We start from the raw sequence: 18,798 nt of genomic DNA on the forward strand, positions 1-18,798 counted from the left end.
CGTGGGCGTTCACGTCCCCGCGGCCGGGCAGCGCGTGAGGGCGGTCCGCCGCGTTCTCAGGCGGCGTTGCTGGTGCCGTCCGCCGCCAGTGCGCGGTCGTAGCGGTGCAGCAGCAGGCTCGCCATCGCCGGGTGGGTGCCCAGGGGGGCCGACGCGATCCACGGGGCGGCCTGCGCGCACTCCGTCGCGAAGCGGCCCGGGGCCGTGAAGTACGAGGCCACCGCCACCCTCTCGCGGCCCCTGGCCGCCAGGGCGCGGATCGCCTTGGGGACGGCCGGGGCCGCCGTGGAGGCGTACGCCGGGACCACCGGGACTCCGAGGCGTGCCGCCAGCAGGTCGGCCGTGCGGCGGGTGTCGATCGCCGAGTCGGGGTCGCGGGAGCCCGCCGCCGCGAGGACCACGGCGCTGGTGCGGCGCTCCTCCTCCGTCATGTCCGTGCGCCAGCCCGCCTCCACCAGGCGGGTGTGCAGGGTGTCCACGAGCAGCGGATGCGGGCCGAGCGGTGCCGCCACGCGCGTGCGTACCCGGGCCCGCGCCGCCATCTCGGGGATGTCGCGCTTGACGTGGTAGCCGCGGGCGAGCAGGAGGGGGACCAGGACGGCGTCCGCGGTGCCCCGGGCGTCCAGGCCGGCCAGCGTGTCCGTGAGCAGGGGCTCGTTCAGCTCGATGTGCCCGAGGTGCACCGGCAGGCCGGGCCGCCGGTCGCGGACGCGGTCGAGGAGGGTGCGTACGGTGCTCAGGGCACGCGGGTCCCGGCTGCCGTGGGCGACGACCACCAGCGCGGGCGGGGCCGGGCGGCGGCGGCCGTCGAGCTGGACGAGGCTTGGCTGGCTCATGCATCCATCCTCGCGCCGCGAGGTTGCACCCCCGTTGCCTGACCGTCACGAGTATTTTCCGGGCGTTCACCGCGCGCCCCGGGGCGGTGTGAGGTGCGCGCCCGCCGGGGGAACGAACCGGATCACCGCGGGTTGCGTCTTCCCAGGCCGAACGGGATCTCGACCCAGATCGACCCAGGGGGCACCTCATGAACGTCCGTCGACCGCGGCTGCCGCGCACCCGTGCCGGGCGGCGCCGGCTGGTGCAGGCCGTGATGGCCGGGTGTGTGCTCGGGCTGCTGCCGGCCACCTGGCTGTACGTGTCCACGGCCGACCGGATCGGTACGGCGGCCGGCGCGCCGCGCCGGGAGGTCGCCGTGGTCTTCGGCGCGGGGCTGTGGGACGGGGAGCCGTCGCCGTATCTGGCGCACCGGCTGGACGCGGCGGCGAAGCTGTACCGGGAGGGCCGGATCGCGGTCGTCCTGGTCACCGGCGACAACAGCCGCGAGGACTACGACGAGCCGGACGCCATGCGCGCCTATCTGAAGAAGCACGGCGTGCCGGACACGCGGATCGTCAGCGACTACGCCGGCTTCGACACCTGGGACTCCTGTGTGCGCGCCAAGAAGATCTTCGGTGTCGACCGGGCCGTGCTGATCAGCCAGGACTTCCACATCCGGCGGGCGGTCGCCCTGTGCGAGGCGGCGGGCGTCGACTCCTACGGCGTCGGCGTCGCCGCCAAACATGACGTGACCTGGTACTACGGGGGCACCCGGGAGATCCTCGCGGCGGGCAAGGCGGCCCTGGACGCGGTCTTCGAGCCGGATCCACGCTTCCTGGGGCCGAAGGAGCCGGGCGTGGCACGGGCGCTGGCCGAGGCCGGATGACCTGGGCGGAGTGCGTCCGGCGGCGGCCGGGGTGACTCCGTGCGACGCCGCCGCTGTCGCCCGCAAGGTGTGACGCGCCCACTACACCCGGCGGTGCGAAGAACGGATCGGACGCTCTCCGCCGTCGTCCGCCTGGTCCGCCTGGTCCGCCTGATCCGCCTGATCCGCCTGGTCCGCTCCGGCCGCCCTGACGACCGCGGCGGCGGCTGAAGCCGTCCAGGCGAGGGAGCCGGGCGGCGCCGGCCCTCCTCCTGCGGCGAGGGACGGGCCGGCATCCGCGGCTCCCGCGGCCGCACGGTCTTCGCCGGGCACGCGAGGAGGTCCGGCATGCGACCCGGGTGCGTGGCTGGCGCCGGCGGAAGAACCCGCTGCGGCGCCGGTCGGACGGGGTGGAGGCGTGGACGGCGCCGGTCGTCGCCGTGCTGCTGGTGGCCGTGCCGCCGGCCGGGGCGGTCGCGGGGCGCTGGGCGCACGAGGAGGCGCGGACGGCCACGGCCGCGGCGTCGCGGTGCACTGGTTCGGCCCGTCGTGCGTCCCGAGCGGCCCCTGCCCGACCGCGGCCGTCGGGCTGGAGCCGGGTGGCGTGCCGTACCGCGCGTACGTGTGCGGAACAGGCGGGGCCGGGAGCGGCGGCGGCCGGTCCGGGCCCCGGCCGTCGTACGACTCTCAGCGCCCCCGGAAGCCCGGGGCGCGCTTCTCCAGGAAGGCACTCATGCCCTCCTTCTGGTCCTCCGTCGCGAACAGCGAGTGGAACACCCGGCGTTCGTACCGGACGCCGTCCCTGAGGCCCGTCTCCAGGGCGCGGTCCACGCACTCACGGGCCGCGCGTACGGCGCCGCGGCCGTACGAGGCGATGGTCGCCGCCGCCTCCAGCGCCTCGGGCAGGACCCGGTCGTCCGGGACGACCCGGGAGACCAGGCCCGCGCGTTCGGCCTCGGTGGCGTCCATGGCACGGCCGGTGAGGACCAGGTCCATCGCCTTCGCCCGGCCGACCAGGCGGGTCAGCCGCTGGGTGCCGCCGATACCGGGGATCACGCCCAGTCTGATCTCGGGCTGCCCGAACACCGCCGACTCCCCCGCGATCACCAGGTCGCACATCATCGCCAGTTCGCAACCGCCGCCCAGGGCGACGCCGTTGACGGCGGCGATCTTCGGGGTGCGCAGGTCGGCGAACTCCTCCCAGCCGGAGAAGTAGTCCTCCGCAGCCATCTCCACGGCCGACTTCCCCGCCATCTCCCTGATGTCGGCGCCTGCGGCGAAGGCCCGCCCGGAGCCGGTGAGGACCACACAGCCGGCCCTCGGATCCGCGTCCAACGGGCGCAGCACGTCCAGGAGTTCGGCCAGCAGCTCGGAGTTCAGCGCGTTCAGCACCCTCGGCCGGTGCAGCCGTACGGTCACGACCGCGCCCGTGCGTTCGATTCTCAGGTTGGTCATCCCCGCCACTCCTCTCACGAGTCCCAGATCGCGCCGAATGCCGGAATCCCACGCCGTTCCAGCCCGTGCACCACCTGCCAGGTCAGCTTCTTGTTGGAGATGCAGATCACCGCCTCCGCCCCGAAGTCCCGGTACGCGGCGTACGCGAGCGCCACCATGTCGGGCTTGCCGTCGCGGGAGGTGTCCCGGATGACGGCGTGCGGCTGGACCGCGAGGATCTCGTCGACGAGGGCGTCGCCGTAGGTGGCCCGGGGGTCGCGGGTCGCCCAGACCAGACGGGAGGGGACTTCGGCGGCGAGCAGATGGGGCAGGCAGGGGCCGATGCCGCTGCCGGTCGCCACGTACACCACCTTGGTGAAGAGGACCTCGATGTTGGCGACGCCGGCCGTGGTGATGCCCTTCGTCCAGACCCGCGCGGGCAGGTCGTCGATGAAGGAGCCGGTCCAGTCGCCGGCCCGGGAGATGGTGAGCCGGAAGCCGGACTCGCCGGGGGCGGGGACGTTGGCGAAGGAGTGCCACTCCTTGAGCGGGCTGCGGCTGATCGCGGTCGAGGAGCCGGCGAACGGGGTCTCGCCGTGGTCGAAGCGGGCCAGCGCCACGTGCGGGGAGGGGCGTTCGGTGCGGACGTCGACCTTGCGCAGCCTCAGCCAGGGCAGGGCGACGCTGAAGGTGACGAGGGCGAGCACCGACAGCGGTACGGGCCCGGGGGCGGACATCAGGGTGTGCGTCCAGAAGAGCGCGAGGGCGCTCCAGCCGCCGAAGCGGTGGATCCTCTCGAACTGGTCGTGGTGGCGGGAGCGGAAGGGGGGAAGGGCGGTCCCCACGATCACCGCGAGAAGGGCCACCAGTGTCCAGCCGACCGCCAGGAGCGGACCGTTCGTCGTCCGCAGCGTCAGCGCCAGGAACCAGACCGCGCCCGCCAGCGCCCCGCCGACGTGCAGTCCGCCGAAGTGGTACACCTTGCCGAGCGTCCAGCGCAGCCGCAGCGGCCAGTGCGTCGGGGCCGAGGTCGCCAGCCGGAAGAAGAGGTTGATGACGTACTGCTGGCGGACGAGCACGGCCAGGGCGAGGTTGGCGAGGGCCGCGTGACCGAGGGAGCGGTCGGACAGCGGCCGGTTCGTGCACGCGTAGACCAGGTTGCCGAGGACCACCAGGGCCGCCAGGCGGTTGTAGTGCATCAGGCGGGGGTGTTTGAGCAGGCGGCGGGGCGCGGAGGTGAGCGGGGGCAGCTCGGTCGCGGGCCTGGCCGGCGAGGTGGTCATCGGGCCACCGCCGACCGCTCGTGGGCCAGCCTCAGCAGCGCCTGTTTGTCGATCTTGCCGCGGTCGGTCTCCGGCAGGGATGTCAGGGGCATGACATTCTCGGGCACGCAGTAGTACGGCAGCGCCTCGGCGACCGCGCGGCGGGCCGCGTCCGGGTCCACGTCCGCCGGGCAGACGAAGGAGACCAGGCTGCGGGCGTCGCGCTGGAGGGTCACCGCCCGGGCGCAGCCGGGGAGCCGCTCCAGCACCGAGGAGACGGAGTCCAGCTCCACCCGGAAGCCGCGCACCTTGACCTGGTCGTCGGTGCGGCCGAGGTGTTCGAGCCGGCCGTCGGGGGTCCAGCGGCCCAGGTCACGGGTGCGGAACATCCGGTGGCCGCCGCCGAGGAAGGGGTCGGGGGCGTACCGCTCGGCGTTCAGCGGCTCGTTGGCGAGGTAGCCCGCCGAGACGCCCGCGCCGCCCGCCCACATCTCGCCGGCCTCGCCTATGGGCAGCGGGCGGCGGTCGGCGTCCAGGACGTAGACGGTGTTGTTGGGGGTGGGGCGGCCGATGGTGAGGAGCGGGTCGGCCGGGTCGTGGCGGCTCATCGTGTTGACGATGGTCGTCTCGGTGGGGCCGCAGCCGTTGAAGAAGGCCGCCCGGCGGGCCCAGCGGTCGGCCAGTGGGCGCGGGCAGGGCTCCCCGGCCACGGCCACCGCGCGCACCCGGGGGCAGGCCGCGGGGTCGATGCCGGACAGGACGGTCGGGGTGGCGATCAGCACGGTGGCCGTGCGGGCGGCCGCGGCGATGTCCTTGCCCCGGAGGACCAGGGTGGCGCCGTGCGCGAGGCAGCCGAGGATCTCCCAGGCGGCCATGTCGAAGGCGATGTTGAGGAGTTGGGCCACGCGGTCGCCGGGACGGATGCCGAGGGCGCCGGGCTGGGTGAGGAGGATGTTGGCGACGTTGCGGTGGGTGACCTTCACGCCGTTGGGGCGGCCGGTGGTGCCGGAGGTGAACAGGACGTAGCAGCCGTCGTCGGGGACGGTCCGGGGACGGGGGGCCGCGGCGGGCGCGAGCGGTTCGTCGAGGGCGATCACCCGGGGGCCGGCCGGCACCCGGGACGCGTACTCGCGCCGGGTGAGGACGACGGCGGTGGCGGCGGTGCGCACGACGTGGTCGAGCTGGGCCCGGGGGGCGAGGCCGATGTCCTGGGGCACGTAGGCCGCGCCCGCTTTCAGGACGCCGAGCAGGCCGACGAGCATCGGGATCGAGCGGCGGACGAAGAGGCCGACGTGGTCGCCCGGCCGTACGCCCTCGCGGACCAGGCGGGCGGCGAGGGAGTCGGCGTACCGGTTCAGCTCGCCGTAGGTGAGGGTCGCGCCCTGGTGTTCGGCGGCGACGGCGTGCGGGGTGGCCGCGGCGTGCCGTTCGACGGCGTGGTGGACGAGGGGATCGGGGACGGGGACGCCCGGGCCTCGGCCGTACAGCCGGAACAGACGCCGGTCGTGGGGGGTGAGGTGGCGCAGAGGCATGTCGGGGGGACCTCCAGGCTGCTTCGAGGGTCGGTGACATGTCCGGGGGCGGCGGCATGCCCGGGATTTCGAACGCCGTGCGGGGTCGTGCGATGCCGTGCGAGTGGTGAGCGTCGACTGTACTGCCGACGCTTCAACTCTCAACCGTACGTGATCGGCCAACTACTGTTGCGGAATGAGTCACGTGCGGCGCCTTTCGTCGCAGCGGCAACTCGCGTGCGGGCCGGCGGCGACTCGAAGGAGGAGCGCCGTGCGCCTCACGGCGGCCGGGGGCCGAAGGGGAGGGCACCACCACACCGTCGTAACAGGAGACCGCACGGCGTGTAACACGGCCGAAGCACGCTGAGGAGCATGCGGACCACCTCGACGCCCACCCACTGCCCGTACTGCGCCCTGCAGTGCGGGATGGCCCTGTCGCCCCTGCCCACGGGGGGCGTCGAGGTGGTCGAGCGCCCGGACTTCCCGGTGAACCGGGGCGCGCTGTGCGGCAAGGGCCGTACGGCGCCGGCGGTGCTCTCGTCCCGCGTGCGCCTGACCTCCCCGTTGGTGCGTTCCGGCGACTCGCTCGTGCCGGCCACCTGGGACGAGGCGCTGGACCGGATCGCCGGGGAGCTGCGGCGGGTGCGTACGGAGCACGGCGCCGACGCGCTCGGCGTGTTCGGCGGGGGCGGGCTGACGAACGAGAAGGCGTACACGCTCGGCAAGTTCGCGCGGGTCGTGCTGGGCACCTCGCAGATCGACTACAACGGCCGTTTCTGCATGTCGTCGGCGGCGGCGGGCGGGATCAAGGCGTTCGGCCTGGACCGGGGGCTGCCCTTCCCGATGGAGGACATCCCGAAGACGGGCTGTGTGATCCTCGTGGGCTCCAACCTCGCCGAGACCATGCCGCCCTCCCTGCGCTTCTTCCACGAACTGCGGGAGAACGGCGGCACGCTGATCGTCGTCGACCCGCGCCGCACCAGGACCGCCGAGCAGGCCGACCTGCATCTGGCGCCGAGGCCCGGCACGGACCTCGCGCTGGCGCTCGGACTGCTGCACCTGGTCGTCGCCGAGGGGCGGGTCGACGAGGAGTACGTGGCGGAGCGGACCGTCGGCTGGGAGGACGCCCGGGCCGCCGCCATGGCCCACTGGCCGGAGTACGTGGAACGGATCACGGGGGTGTCCGTTCCGCAGCTCCGGGAGGCCGTGCGGCTGTTCTGCGAGCCGGAGGCCGCGATGGTGCTCACCGCGCGCGGTCCCGAGCAGCAGTCCAAGGGGACCGACACGGTCGGCGCGTGGATCAACCTCTGCCTGGCGACGGGCCGGGCGGGACGGCCGCTGTCCGGCTACGGCTGTCTGACCGGGCAGGGCAACGGGCAGGGCGGGCGCGAGCACGGCCAGAAGGCCGACCAGCTGCCCGGCTACCGCAAGCTGGACGACCCGGCGGCGCGCCGGCACGTGGCCGAGGTGTGGGGCGTGGACCCCGACTCGCTGCCCGGGCCGGGACGCAGCGCGTACGAGCTGCTGGACGCGCTGGGGACGGACGTCAGGTCGCTGCTGCTGATGGGGTCGAACCCGGTGGTGTCGGCGCCGCGTGCCGCCCATGTCGAGGAGCGCCTGAAGTCCCTGGACTTCCTCGCCGTGTGCGACGTCGTGCTGTCGGAGACGGCGGCCCTCGCCGACGTCGTCCTGCCGGTGACGCAGTGGGCCGAGGAGACGGGCACGACGACCAGCCTCGAAGGCCGGGTGCTGCTGCGCCGCCAGGCGCTCACCCCGCCGGACGGTGTCCGCAGCGACCTGGAGGTCCTGCACGGGCTGGCCGCCCGGCTGGGCGTGGAGAAGGGTTTCCCGACCGACCCCGAGGAGGTCTTCGAGGAGCTGCGGCGGGCCAGCGCGGGCGGGGTCGCGGACTACTCCGGGATCACCTACCGGCGGCTGGCGGAGGAGAACGGGGTGTTCTGGCCGTGCCCGGCGCCGGCGCAGGAGGAGGACTGCGAGGACGCCGCCCTGGACGCGCTCCCCGACGACCCGGCCCAGGACACCGAGCCCGCGCGGGCGGCGCACCCGGGGACGCCCCGGCTCTTCCTCGACCGGTTCGCGACCCCGGACGGCCGGGCCCGCTTCGCCCCGGTCTCGCACCGCCCGGCCGCCGAGGAACCGGACGACGAGTACCCGGTGCTCCTCACCACCGGCCGTGTGGTGGCGCAGTACCAGTCCGGCGCCCAGACCCGCCGCGTGGACGAGCTGAACGCCGCCGCGCCGGGCCCGTTCGTGGAGCTGCACCCCCGCCTCGCGGCGCGGCTCGGGGCGGCCGAGGGCGACCCGGTGGCCGTGGTGTCCCGCCGCGGACGGGCCGTCGCCCCGGCCCGCATCACCACCGGGATCCGTCCGGACACGGTCTTCATGCCGTTCCACTGGCCGGGCGAGGGCCGCGCCAACACCCTGACCAACCCGGCCCTGGACCCGACCTCACGGATGCCCGAGTTCAAGGTGTGCGCGGTGCGGGTGGAGATCGCGGAGGCCTGAGGCTTCGCCGAGCCGTCGGAGAACTGCCGGTACTCCACCGACCACCGGGTCGTCTTTCGCCCGCACGAAGGGCTGGACGATCCTCCGGACCTTTCGCCTCGCCTGCCGCGCACGCCCGTGGTGCGATGAAACAGGGGGGTCGGGAAGGAGAGAACGATGACCCCACCGGCAGGCGAGCGCAAGAGTGGCACGGGCCCGTTGTCGGTCCGCCCGCTGGGTGAGGCGGACCTGGACCGGGCCGACGAGATCTTCAGGGTCGCCTTCGGGACGTTCCTCGGGGTTCCCGAGCCGAAGACGTTCTTCGGGACCGCCGACTACGTCCGCACCCGCTGGGCGGCCGATCCCCAGGCGGCCTTCGCAGCGACGGTCGAGGGCGAAGTCGCCGGATCGAACTTCGCCGCCAACTGGGGCAGCGTCGGGTACTTCGGCCCGCTGACCGTGCGTCCGGACCTGTGGGACCAGGGCGTCGGCAGGCGCCTCATGGAGCCGGTCATGGACTGCTTCGACACCTGGGAGAACCGCCACCTGGGCCTGTTCACCTTCTCGCACAGTCCCAAGCACCTCGAGCTCTACCGCCGGTACGGTTTCTGGCCCCGGTTCCTCACAGCCATCATGAAGAAGCAGGTGGCAGGCAGTGCCGCAGTCCCCGGCCGAGTGCTGTACGGCCGGCTGCCCGCCGCCGAGCAGCCCGAGGCCCTGAGCCTCTGCGACGCACTGACCGGGGCCGTGTACGAGGGCCTGAGCCTGGAACGCGAGATCGTGGCCACGCACGCGCAGGGGCTCGGTGACACCATCCTGCTCCAGGGCGCCGGCTCCGAGCTCGACGGCCTGGCCGTCTGCCACTGCGGAGCCGGGTCGGAGGCCGGCGAGGACGTGTGCCTCGTCAAGTTCGGAGCCGTACGGCCCGGCCCCGAGGCCGCCAACCGGTTCGAACGGCTGCTTGGCGCGTGCGAGCAGCTGGCCGCCGAACGCGGACTGGGTCAACTGGACGCCGGGACGAACCTGGGCCGCCCGGACGCCTACCGTCGAATGGTCGACCGCGGTTTCCGCACCTGGTTGCAGGGCGTGACCATGCACAGGCCCAACGAACCCGGCTACAGCCACCCCGACGCCTACGTGATCGACGACTGGCGCTGAGCCCCCGCCGCACTCGGCCCGCGTCCGGACACGGGGTCAGGTCGCGGAGGTCCAGCCCGGAAGGGTGGGCAGGAGTTCCGCCGCGACGCGCAGCAGCGTGGCGTCGTCGGGGGGTGCGGAGTCCTGGCGCCAGAGGGCCATCTCGTAGGAACCGCCGCCGTCCTCCGGGTCCCGGGCCACCACCAGGGTGCGGGTGGGGCGTCCGGTGGCACGGGCGGCGTCGCCACCGCCGGTGCCGAGGGCGAAGCCGAAGGTACGGTCCGAGTAGAGCACCGCGGGGCGCCCGAGGAACGTCCGTTCCCGCGCGTCGCCGCCCAGCAGGCCGGCCATCCCCTTGACCGCGAAGTGGTCGTAGGACGCGGAGAGTTGAACGGAGTACGTGGTCAGCGTGACCTTCATCTCCGGTGCGGGGACGTCGGCGCCGCCCAGCGTGACCGTGTTGTCGCCGCCCCCGTACGACGTCGCCCGCTCCCCCGGCGTGCCGAGCAACGCGGCGAGGTCCGGACGGTTCAGCACCTGGCAGAGCTGGTTCGCGGAGACGTACTCCACGCCCGCCCGCACCATCTTCGGCACCCCCGTGGGCGTCGACGTCGAGCAGGAGATCGGGCCGGCGGGTCCGGCGGCCTTCTCCTCCACGGCGTTGTTCTTCTGCTGCACCCACAGGAACCCCGCCAGCGCCCCCACCACGGCGAACGCGGCGACGGTCTGGACGAAGGCGTTCGGTTCCCTTCGTCCGGCCGGGGCGGCCTCCTCGGCCGCGTCGGCTCTCCCAACCGGTCCTGCTTCCTCGGTCGTTTCCCCCACAGCCGCCCCCATTACCCCCGGTACCCCCTGCTCACCCGTGTCCCGGCGCACGCTGGTCCGCGTGCGCCGGGGGAGCATAACGGGTGATCGGGTCACGGGAAAGCGGCTTTCCCGAGGGTCAGTTCACGTTGACCGCGCTCCAGGCCGCCGCCACCGCGTTGTACTCGGTGCTGCCCGAGCCGTAGAGGTCGCGGGCGGCGTTCAGGGTCGCCGTCCTCGCCCCCGCGTAGTTGGTGGACGACGTCATGTAGACCGTCAGCGCCCGGTACCAGATGGCGCCCAGCTTGTCCCGGCCGATCCCGGTGACGGTGGAGCCGTTGTACGTCGGGGAGTTGTAGGTGACGCCGTTGATGGTCTTGGAGCCGCTGCCCTCCGCCAGCAGGTAGGCGAAGTGGTTGGCGACGCCCGACGAGTAGTGGACGTCGAGGTTGCCGACCGAGCTGCTCCAGTAGTCGGCCGAACTGCCGTCCTTGCTCGGCTTGTCCATGTAGCGCAGGGCGTCCCGGCCGAAGCCGGAGCGGACGATCTCCTCGCCGATGAGGTAGTCACCGGTGTCGGAGGTGTTCCCCGCGTAGAACTCCACGAGCGAGCCGAAGATGTCGGACGTGGCCTCGTTCAGGCCGCCCGACTCGCCGGAGTAGGTCAGTCTGGCGGTCTTGGAGGTCACGCCGTGGGACATCTCGTGGCCTGCCACGTCGAGCCCCACCAGCGGGCCGAGCTGGGTGCCGTCGCCGTCGCCGTACGTCATGCAGAAGCAGCTGTCGTCCCAGAAGGCGTTGTTGTAGCTGTTGCCGTAGTGGACGCGGTTGTAGGAGCCCTTGCCGTCGTTGCCGATGCCGTTGCGGCCGTGGACGTTCTTGTAGTAGTCCCAGGTCACGTTGGTGCCGTACTGCGCGTCGACCGCGGCCGTGGCACGGTCCGAGGTCGCCCCCGTCCCCCAGTGGTTGTCGGCGTCGGTGAAGACCGTCGACGGGGCGCGGCTGATGCAGATGCCGAAGATGCACAGGTCGGTCTTGTTCGCCGCGTCACCCGTGTAGGTGTTGCCGCGGTTCGGGTCCTTGAGCTGGTACGTGGATCCCGAGAGCGTGGTCTCCAGGGGGACCGTGCCGCCGTACAGGGACTTGCCGTCGCCCGTGGCCGTCTCGATGGCGTCCCAGGCGTCGATCCGGGCGCCGGTGCGCGCGTCGGTCAGCACCGTGCGGGCGACCGGGTTGCCGAGGGAGTCCAGGGCGACGGCGTTGGTCCGCCAGGCCAGTCTGGGGGTGCCGTGCAGGGCGTCGACGACCAGCTCGGGCTTGGCCTTGGCCTGCTTGAGGGTCTCGCCGAGGTGGGCCGCGCGCAGGGCGTTCACGGCGATGTCGGCGGCCTTCGGGGCGGACACCTTCGGGGTGATGGTCGCGAGGGAGATCACGCTCCGCGTCGCCCGGTTCGCGCTGCGGTAGGTGCCGTCAGGGGCCAGGTGGACCACGAAGTCGCCGCCCAGCACCGGGAGTTCGCGGTACGTGCGGTCGTAGCGGACGTGCTGGGTGCCGTCCTTGTCGATGACGACGTCACGGACGGTCGTGTCCTGGGTGGCGGTCAGCCCCAGGCTCGCCGCGTGGCCGGCGAGGGCGGCGGCCGCGTGGTCGAGCGCGGTGGCGCGGGTGGGTCTGCCGGCCGCGTCGGCGGCCGGTGAGAGTACGGCGGCCAGCAGGGTGGCCGTGGTGACGGCGATGCCGGCGGTGGCGAGACGGGAACCTCGGACGTGCTGCCGTATCCGACTCATCAGTCTGCTCGGTCTCCTCGGGAAGGCGCCGTGGGGGCGCGTGTGGGGGTGGCGCTGAGGTCGTGCCTGATACCGCCCTGCGATTTAAGTGGGCATGACATGTCATGTCCATAGCGTCTTCGTGCCGGACCGGTGAGAGGGCGGTGAAAGGGAGAGAATCGTCTCCGTGACCAGCCCGACCCGCCCGCCCCGCCCCGGCCTCCCCTTCTTCGTCTACGGCACCCTCCGCGCCGGCGAGGCCAACCACCGCCGGTTCCTGCGCGGCCGTACCCTCCGCGAGGAACCTGCCCTGCTGACGGGCGCCGTGCTGTACGACGGGCCCGGCTATCCGTACGCGGTGGAGGAACCCGGCGGAACCGTCACCGGGGAGCTCGTCACCGCCCTCCCCGAGGCGTACCCCCGCCTGCTGGCCGAGCTGGACCGGCTGGAGGAGTACACGCCGGGCGATCCGCGCAACCTGTACGAACGGGTGGCGCGCCGGGTGACGGTCGGCGACGGCACGGCGCCCGCCTGGGTCTACGTGGCGGCGCCGGCGGTGGCGGCCCGGCTGCGCGGCCGGGGGAAACTCGTCGAGGGCGGCGACTGGCTCGCCCGCCGCTGACCGGTCACCCGTTCACACCCCCTCCGGCCGGTTTTCCACCCCACGCCCCCCACAGCCCGGGTGACCTGCCGAAACGGCCACCCTCCAGGCTCCGCCGCCGCGCCCCCTGACACCCATTCATCCCAGTCCTGACGCCCCCTCAGGAAGCGCGCCCGGCGCGCTGCGACTTACCTCGGAAGGACAGGGACGCGCCCCGAGGAGCTCGAAGGAGCACAGATGCGACGTACGACCCGTCTGCTCACCGGCACCGCGCTCGCCGTCGCCGCCGCCGGGATCGCCGTTCCCGCCGGCGCGGCGCACGGCGCGGACGGCGCGGGCGGCGCGGGCGGGCACCTGCGGATCCACCCCACCGCCGTCGTGCCGGGCAGCCCGGTCACGGTCGACACCACGGCGTGCGGCAAGGGCGGTACGGCGACGGGCGACGCGGGCGCGGTGGGCGCCGGGCGCTTCACGCTGGCGCCCGGCGCCCACCGGGACGAGGCGGTCGGGGAGTTCCGGGTGCCGCCGAGCGCGCAGCCGGGGACGTACGAGATCGTCGCGAGTTGCGCGCGGGGCGGCCGGCGGATCACCGGGGACCTGGTGGTGTCGCTGGCCCCGGCGCGGCAGCCGGTGGCTCCGCGGGGAAGCGTGAAGACGGGGGTCGGCGGCGCACTCGGCCCCGACCCCGTGCAGACCGCGGGCGGTGTGGCGGCTCTCGCCGTCGCCGCCGCGGGCGGTACCTGGCTCCTGCATCGCCGGGCGAGAGGCGACGGGATCTGACGGACACCCTCCGCTGTCCGTCCGCCGGTACCGCATGTCCCCTCCCCCTCCGGGTCCGACGCCCCTCGCGGCCCGGAGGGGGGTACGGGGCGCCGTGAGGGAGAGGGGTTGAGATGCGCAGGGTCGGCAACACCGTCATAGCGGCCGTCACCGCGACCGCCCTGTGCGCGGGCGCGTGGCTGCTGCACAGCGGCGCCGAGACGCACCCCCCGCCGCAGCCGTCCGCCGCCCAGGCGCACTCCGGGGGCCGGGACAGCGGCACGGACGGCGGTACGGCCATACGGTCCGCCCCGGCCATGCCCCCCTCCCCGCCCGTCCGGATCCGCATCCCCTCCCTCCGCGTCGACGCCCCGCTGACCGGCCTCTCCCTGACCCCCGCGGGCGGCCTCACCGTGCCGCCCGCCGACCGGAAGAACCTCGCCGGCTGGTACGAGGCCGGCACCACCCCGGGCGAGCGGGGCACCGCGATCGTCGCCGGTCACGTCGACAACGCCGAGGGCCCCGCCGTCTTCTACGGCCTCGGCGCGCTGCGCAAGCACGGCACCGTCGAGGTGGACCGCCGGGACGGCACCGTCGCCGTCTTCACCGTCGACGCGGTCGAGGTCTACGACGCCCGCCGCTTCCCCGACGACAAGGTCTACGGCGCCGCCTCCCGCCCCGAGCTACGGGTCATCACCTGCGGCGGCACCTACTCCGAGGCGACCGGCTACCAGGGGAACGTGGTCGTGTTCGCGCATCTGACGGGGAGCCGGTGAGGCGCAGGCCGCCGGACCGCCCAGGCCGCCCACTGCTCCCAGGCCAGGTTGCCCACCAGGGCGAACACCACCGTCAGCAGCACCGCCCGCACGATCCCGACCCGCGACGGCCTCGCACACCCCCGAGCCGCCCGCCCGGGAATCACCTCGGACAGCCCGGCCATCCGCCCCGGGACCGCCTCGCACACCCCCGGGCCGGCCGCCCCAGGGCGCCTCACACACCCCCTCCCACCGGCCCCGGGAACCCTCACACCCCCGTCCGGCCCCCGCTGAGGGCAGCGTTCCTCGCGGGAAACAACCGTGATGCGGCCGGGTAACCTCCGCACCGCACGCTCGATGACATGACCTCGAATTCGCGTGTGGTGGTGATCGGCGCCGGCCTCGCGGGCGTACGTCTCGCCCGCCGGCTCGGTGAGCTGGGCATGCCCGCGCTGCTCGTCGGCGAGGAGGAGCACCGCCCGTACAACCGGGTCCTGCTCGCCGAGGTGCTGGCCGGCCGGTACGCCCCCGAGGTGATCGCGCTGCCCTCGCCCGCCGGGCTGGTCCGGGCCCGCGTCACCGGCATCGACCGCGACCGGCGGACCGTGGCGTGCGCGGACGGCTCGGAGATCGCATACGACACGCTGGTCCTGGCGACCGGCTCCAACCCGGTGCTGCCGCCCCTGCGCGGGCTGTTCACCCCCGACCACGTGCTGCCCGAGGGCGTCCACGCGTTCCGCACCATGGACGACTGCCTGGGCCTGTCGAAGGCCGTCCGGCCGGGTGTGCGGGCCGTCGTCATCGGCGGCGGGCTCCTCGGGGTCTCCGCGGCGCGCGCCCTCGCCATGCGCGGCGCGCAGGTGGTCCTCGCCCAGCAGTCCGAGCGGCTCATGGAGCGCCAGCTCGACCCGAGCGCCTCCAAGCTGGTGCTGCGGCACCTGAAGGACCTGGGCGTCGAGGTCCACACCGAGTGCCGCGTCCGCGACGTGCGCTGCGTCGGCGGGGCCGTCCGCTCCGTAGAGATGTCCGACGGCTACGCCCTCGACGCCGACCTGGTGGTGCTGGCCTGCGGGGTCTCCCCGCGCGCCGGTCTCGCCAAGGAGGCGGGCCTCGCCGTGCACAAGGGCATCCTGGTCGACGACCAACTCCGTACGTCCGACCCGCACATCCGCGCCATCGGCGACTGCGCCCAGCACGACGGGAACGTGTACGGACTGGCCGCACCGGCGCTCGAACAGGCCGACGTGCTCGCCGAGTCGCTCGCCGGCGACCCGGACTCCCGCTACGGCGGCACCCGCGTCCTCACCCGTCTCACTCTCTCCGGGAACAGCGTCTTCGACCTCGCCGCGTTCGGCGAGACCGAGCCGCGCCCCGGCGACGACGTCGTGCAGCTCGCCGACGCCACCCGCGGGACCTACCGCAAGGTCGTCGTCCGCGACGACCGCCTGGTCGGCGGGGTCCTCGTCGGCGAACTCGGCACCGTCGGCGCGCTCGCCCGCGCCTGGGAGGGAGCAGAGCCGCTCCCGTCCGACGGCGGCCCCCTGCTCCACCTGCTCACCAACGATGGAGGCTCCTCATGACCGCCACCCTGGGGGCCACCCCCACGATCGTGCTCGTCGGCCACGGCATGGTCGGCCAGCGCTTCCTCGAAGCGCTCGGCGAGCGCGGCCTGACCGCCACGCACCGCGTGGTCGTGCTGTGCGAGGAGCCGCGTCCCGCGTACGACCGCGTCGCGCTCACCTCGTACTTCTCGGGCAAGACCCCCGAGGACCTCTCCATGACCGACATGGAGTTCATCGCCACCCACGGCATCGAGCTGTACGTCGGCGACCCGGCGGAGTCGATCGACCGCGAGGCGAAGAAGGTCACGGCCCGCTCCGGCCAGGTCTTCGAGTACGACACCCTCGTCCTCGCCACCGGCTCGTACCCCTTCGTGCCGCCGGTCCCCCACAAGGACGCCGAGGGCTGCTTCGTCTACCGCACGATCGAGGACCTCCTCGCGATCGAGGAGTACGCGAAGACGAAGGCGACGACCGGTGCGGTGGTCGGCGGCGGTCTGCTCGGCCTGGAGGCGGCCGGCGCCCTGAAGGGCCTCGGACTCACCTCCCACATCGTGGAGTTCGCGCCCCGGCTGATGCCCGTCCAGGTCGACGAGGGCGGCGGCGCCGCGCTGCTGCGCACCATCGAGGACATGGGCCTGAGCGTGCACACCGGTGTGGGCACCCAGGAGATCGTCGTCGGCGAGGACGGCGCGGTCACCGGTATGAAGCTGTCCGACGGCTCCGAACTCGCCACCGACATGGTGGTGTTCAGCGCCGGCGTCCGTCCCCGCGACCAGCTCGCCCGCGACTGCGGTCTGAAGGTCGGCGAGCGCGGCGGCATCTCGGTCGACGAGCAGTGCCGCACCGTCTCCGACCCGCACGTCTTCGCGATCGGCGAGTGCGCGCTGGCGGCGGACGGCCGGGTCTACGGCCTGGTGGCCCCGGGGTACGAGCAGGCGGAGACGGCCGCCGCGACCATCGCCGCCGACGAGGCGTCCTTCACCGGCGCCGACCTGTCCACCAAGCTGAAGCTGCTCGGCGTGGACGTGGCGTCCTTCGGCGACGCGCACGGCGCGACCGAGGACTGCCTCGACGTCGTCTACTCCGACTCCCGCGCGGGCCTGTACAAGAAGCTGGTCATCGGCCGTGACGGCACGCTGCTCGGCGGCATCCTGGTCGGCGACGCGGAGGCGTACGGCACGCTGCGCGCCCTGACCGGTTCGGTCCCGCCGGTCTCGCCCGAGTCGCTGGTCCTGCCCGCCGGTTCCGGGGGCGGCGCCCAGCTCGGCCCGTCCGCGCTGCCGGACGAGGCGATCATCTGCTCCTGCCACAACGTCAGCAAGGGCACGATCCGCGGCGCGGTCACCGAGCACCAGTGCACCACCGTGCCCGAGGTGAAGAAGTGCACCAAGGCCGGCACGGGCTGCGGTTCCTGCGTGAAGGTCCTCGGCCAGCTGGTCACCGCCGAGCTGGAGGCGAGCGGCGTCGAGGTCGACAAGGGCCTGTGCGGCTGCTTCGCGCAGACCCGCGAGGAGCTGTACGAGATCGTCCTCGCCCTGCGCATCAACACCTACCAGGACCTCCTCGACCGTTACGGCCGCGAGGACGCCCGGGGCGGCGACGGCTGCGAGATCTGCAAGCCGGCGATCGGCTCGATCATCGCGTCCCTCGCCCCGACGATCGGTGCGAGCGGCTACGTCCTGGACGGCGAGCAGGCGGCCCTGCAGGACAGCAACGACCACTTCCTCGCCAACCTCCAGAAGAACGGCTCCTACTCGGTCGTCCCGCGCATCCCCGGCGGTGAGATCACCCCCGAGGGCCTGATCGTGATCGGCGAGATCGCCCGTGACTTCGGCCTCTACACGAAGATCACCGGTGGTCAGCGGATCGACATGTTCGGCGCGCGCGTCGAGCAGCTCCCGCTGATCTGGGCCCGGTTGGTGGACGCCGGCTTCGAGTCGGGCCACGCGTACGGCAAGGCGCTGCGCACGGTGAAGTCCTGCGTGGGCCAGACCTGGTGCCGCTACGGCGTCCAGGACTCCGTCCGGATGGCGATCGACCTGGAGCTGCGCTACCGGGGTCTGCGCTCGCCGCACAAGCTGAAGTCGGCGGTGTCGGGCTGCGCCCGTGAGTGCGCGGAGGCCCAGTCGAAGGACTTCGGCGTGATCGCCACCTCCAACGGCTGGAACCTGTACGTCGGCGGCAACGGCGGCGCCACCCCGCGCCACGCGGACCTGCTCGCCCAGGACCTGTCGGACGCCGAACTGGTCCGTCTGATCGACCGCTTCCTGATGTTCTACATCCGCACCGCCGAGCGCCTGGAGCGCACCTCCACCTGGCTGGAGCGGATCCCCGGCGGCCTGGACCACGTGCGAGACGTGGTCGTGGAGGACTCCCTCGGCATCTGCGAGGAGCTGGAGTCCCTGATGGCGGACCACGTGGCGCACTACGCCGACGAGTGGGCCACCACCATCAACGACCCCGAGAAGCTCGCCCGGTTCGTGTCCTTCATCAACGCGCCGGACACCCCCGACCCGGTCGTCGGCTTCGTCCCCGAGCGCGACCAGATCAAGCCCGACCTGCCGCTGCTGACCATCGGCCACCGTCCCCTGGAAGGGAGCGCCCAGCGATGACACTGGCACCCGAGACCACCGACCTGAAGATCCAACTCCAGCTGGAGGAGGGCTGGTTCACGGTCTGCGACCTGAACCAGCTGCTGCCCGGCCGCGGTGTGGCGGCGCTGCTGCCCGACGGCCGCCAGGTCGCCCTGTTCCGTGACCGCGCCGGCGAGCTGTACGCCGTCGACAACCGTGACCCGTTCGGCGGGGCGGCGGTCCTCTCCCGCGGCCTGACCGGCACCCACCAGGGCCGCCCGTTCGTCGCCTCGCCCCTGCTCAAGCAGCGCTTCGACCTGGCGAGCGGGCAGTGCCTGGACGACGAGACGGTGCGCATCGCGACGTACGAGGTACGGGCGGCGGCCTGAGAACCCACGGTGACCCGGGTCAGCGCCGACCCGGGTCACCGTCGGCACTCGTCACCGTCG

General features: G+C 73.4%; 15 protein-coding genes. 9 read left to right on the top strand and 6 right to left on the bottom strand.

The features are described from left to right. Positions 1-56: 56 nt before the first annotated feature. On the bottom strand, positions 57-836 hold the full coding sequence (locus tag ACFY2L_RS03980) for a sirohydrochlorin chelatase (protein ID WP_390821413.1): 780 nt from the start codon (positions 834-836) through the stop codon (positions 57-59). 188 nt (positions 837-1,024) lie between these two features. Here ACFY2L_RS03980 and ACFY2L_RS03985 point away from each other — a divergent pair, with 188 nt between their 5' ends. Then, positions 1,025-1,702, top strand: coding sequence for a vancomycin high temperature exclusion protein (locus ACFY2L_RS03985; RefSeq protein WP_390821414.1), 678 nt, complete (start codon positions 1,025-1,027; stop codon positions 1,700-1,702). A gap of 666 nt (positions 1,703-2,368) precedes the next feature. Here ACFY2L_RS03985 and ACFY2L_RS03990 read toward each other — a convergent pair. The 3 genes from ACFY2L_RS03990 to ACFY2L_RS04000 are packed head-to-tail and all read right to left on the bottom strand — an operon-like array spanning position 2,369 to position 5,909. Then, entirely contained in the window at positions 2,369-3,136 is a 768-nt protein-coding gene (locus ACFY2L_RS03990) for an enoyl-CoA hydratase-related protein (protein WP_390655449.1), read from the bottom strand. A 14-nt stretch (positions 3,137-3,150) separates the two neighbouring features. Continuing rightward, the gene (locus tag ACFY2L_RS03995) at positions 3,151-4,398 is read right to left on the bottom strand and encodes a hypothetical protein (RefSeq protein WP_390821415.1); all 1,248 of its coding nucleotides are present in this window, start codon (positions 4,396-4,398) and stop codon (positions 3,151-3,153) included. After that, complete coding sequence (locus ACFY2L_RS04000; RefSeq protein ID WP_390821416.1) at positions 4,395-5,909, bottom strand: amino acid adenylation domain-containing protein; 1,515 nt, start codon at positions 5,907-5,909, stop codon at positions 4,395-4,397. Before ACFY2L_RS04000 ends, ACFY2L_RS03995 begins: the two co-directional genes overlap by 4 nt. Before the next feature lie 351 nt (positions 5,910-6,260). On the opposite strand from ACFY2L_RS04000, the gene ACFY2L_RS04005 reads away from it, so the two are divergent. Beyond that, entirely contained in the window at positions 6,261-8,414 is a 2,154-nt protein-coding gene (locus ACFY2L_RS04005) for a molybdopterin oxidoreductase family protein (protein WP_390655446.1), read from the top strand. 156 nt (positions 8,415-8,570) lie between these two features. Further along, complete coding sequence (locus ACFY2L_RS04010) at positions 8,571-9,551, top strand: GNAT family N-acetyltransferase (RefSeq protein WP_390821417.1); 981 nt, start codon at positions 8,571-8,573, stop codon at positions 9,549-9,551. A gap of 36 nt (positions 9,552-9,587) precedes the next feature. Here ACFY2L_RS04010 and ACFY2L_RS04015 read toward each other — a convergent pair whose 3' ends face one another. Both ACFY2L_RS04015 and ACFY2L_RS04020 read right to left on the bottom strand, forming a co-directional pair. Beyond that, complete coding sequence (locus ACFY2L_RS04015) at positions 9,588-10,355, bottom strand: DUF6215 domain-containing protein (RefSeq protein ID WP_390821418.1); 768 nt, start codon at positions 10,353-10,355, stop codon at positions 9,588-9,590. A 118-nt stretch (positions 10,356-10,473) separates the two neighbouring features. After that, positions 10,474-12,120: a M4 family metallopeptidase gene (locus ACFY2L_RS04020; protein ID WP_390821419.1), complete on the bottom strand. Its 1,647-nt coding sequence runs from the start codon at positions 12,118-12,120 to the stop codon at positions 10,474-10,476. 166 nt (positions 12,121-12,286) lie between these two features. On the opposite strand from ACFY2L_RS04020, the gene ACFY2L_RS04025 reads away from it, so the two are divergent. From ACFY2L_RS04025 to nirD, 6 genes are all read left to right on the top strand, one after another. Continuing rightward, positions 12,287-12,721, top strand: a complete 435-nt coding sequence (locus ACFY2L_RS04025; RefSeq protein WP_390821420.1) for a gamma-glutamylcyclotransferase family protein — start codon at positions 12,287-12,289, stop codon at positions 12,719-12,721. Between the two features lie 216 nt (positions 12,722-12,937). Further along, positions 12,938-13,480 (top strand): hypothetical protein, encoded by a 543-nt coding sequence (locus ACFY2L_RS04030; RefSeq protein ID WP_390655441.1) that lies wholly within the window; start codon positions 12,938-12,940, stop codon positions 13,478-13,480. 113 nt (positions 13,481-13,593) lie between these two features. Continuing rightward, entirely contained in the window at positions 13,594-14,235 is a 642-nt protein-coding gene (locus tag ACFY2L_RS04035; RefSeq protein ID WP_390821421.1) for a class F sortase, read from the top strand. Between the two features lie 341 nt (positions 14,236-14,576). Then, a complete protein-coding gene (locus tag ACFY2L_RS04040) occupies positions 14,577-15,794 on the top strand; it encodes an NAD(P)/FAD-dependent oxidoreductase (RefSeq protein ID WP_390655439.1) in 1,218 nt (405 codons plus the stop codon). Further along, entirely contained in the window at positions 15,791-18,388 is a 2,598-nt protein-coding gene (nirB, locus tag ACFY2L_RS04045; protein ID WP_390821422.1) for a nitrite reductase large subunit NirB, read from the top strand. The genes ACFY2L_RS04040 and nirB overlap by 4 nt, the downstream gene beginning before the upstream one ends. Further along, complete coding sequence (gene nirD, locus ACFY2L_RS04050) at positions 18,385-18,738, top strand: nitrite reductase small subunit NirD (protein WP_390821423.1); 354 nt, start codon at positions 18,385-18,387, stop codon at positions 18,736-18,738. The genes nirB and nirD overlap by 4 nt, the downstream gene beginning before the upstream one ends. The last annotated feature ends 60 nt before the right edge of the window (positions 18,739-18,798 follow it).

Source organism: Streptomyces sp. NPDC001381 (assembly GCF_042895685.1).
Lineage (GTDB): Bacteria > Actinomycetota > Actinomycetes > Streptomycetales > Streptomycetaceae > Streptomyces.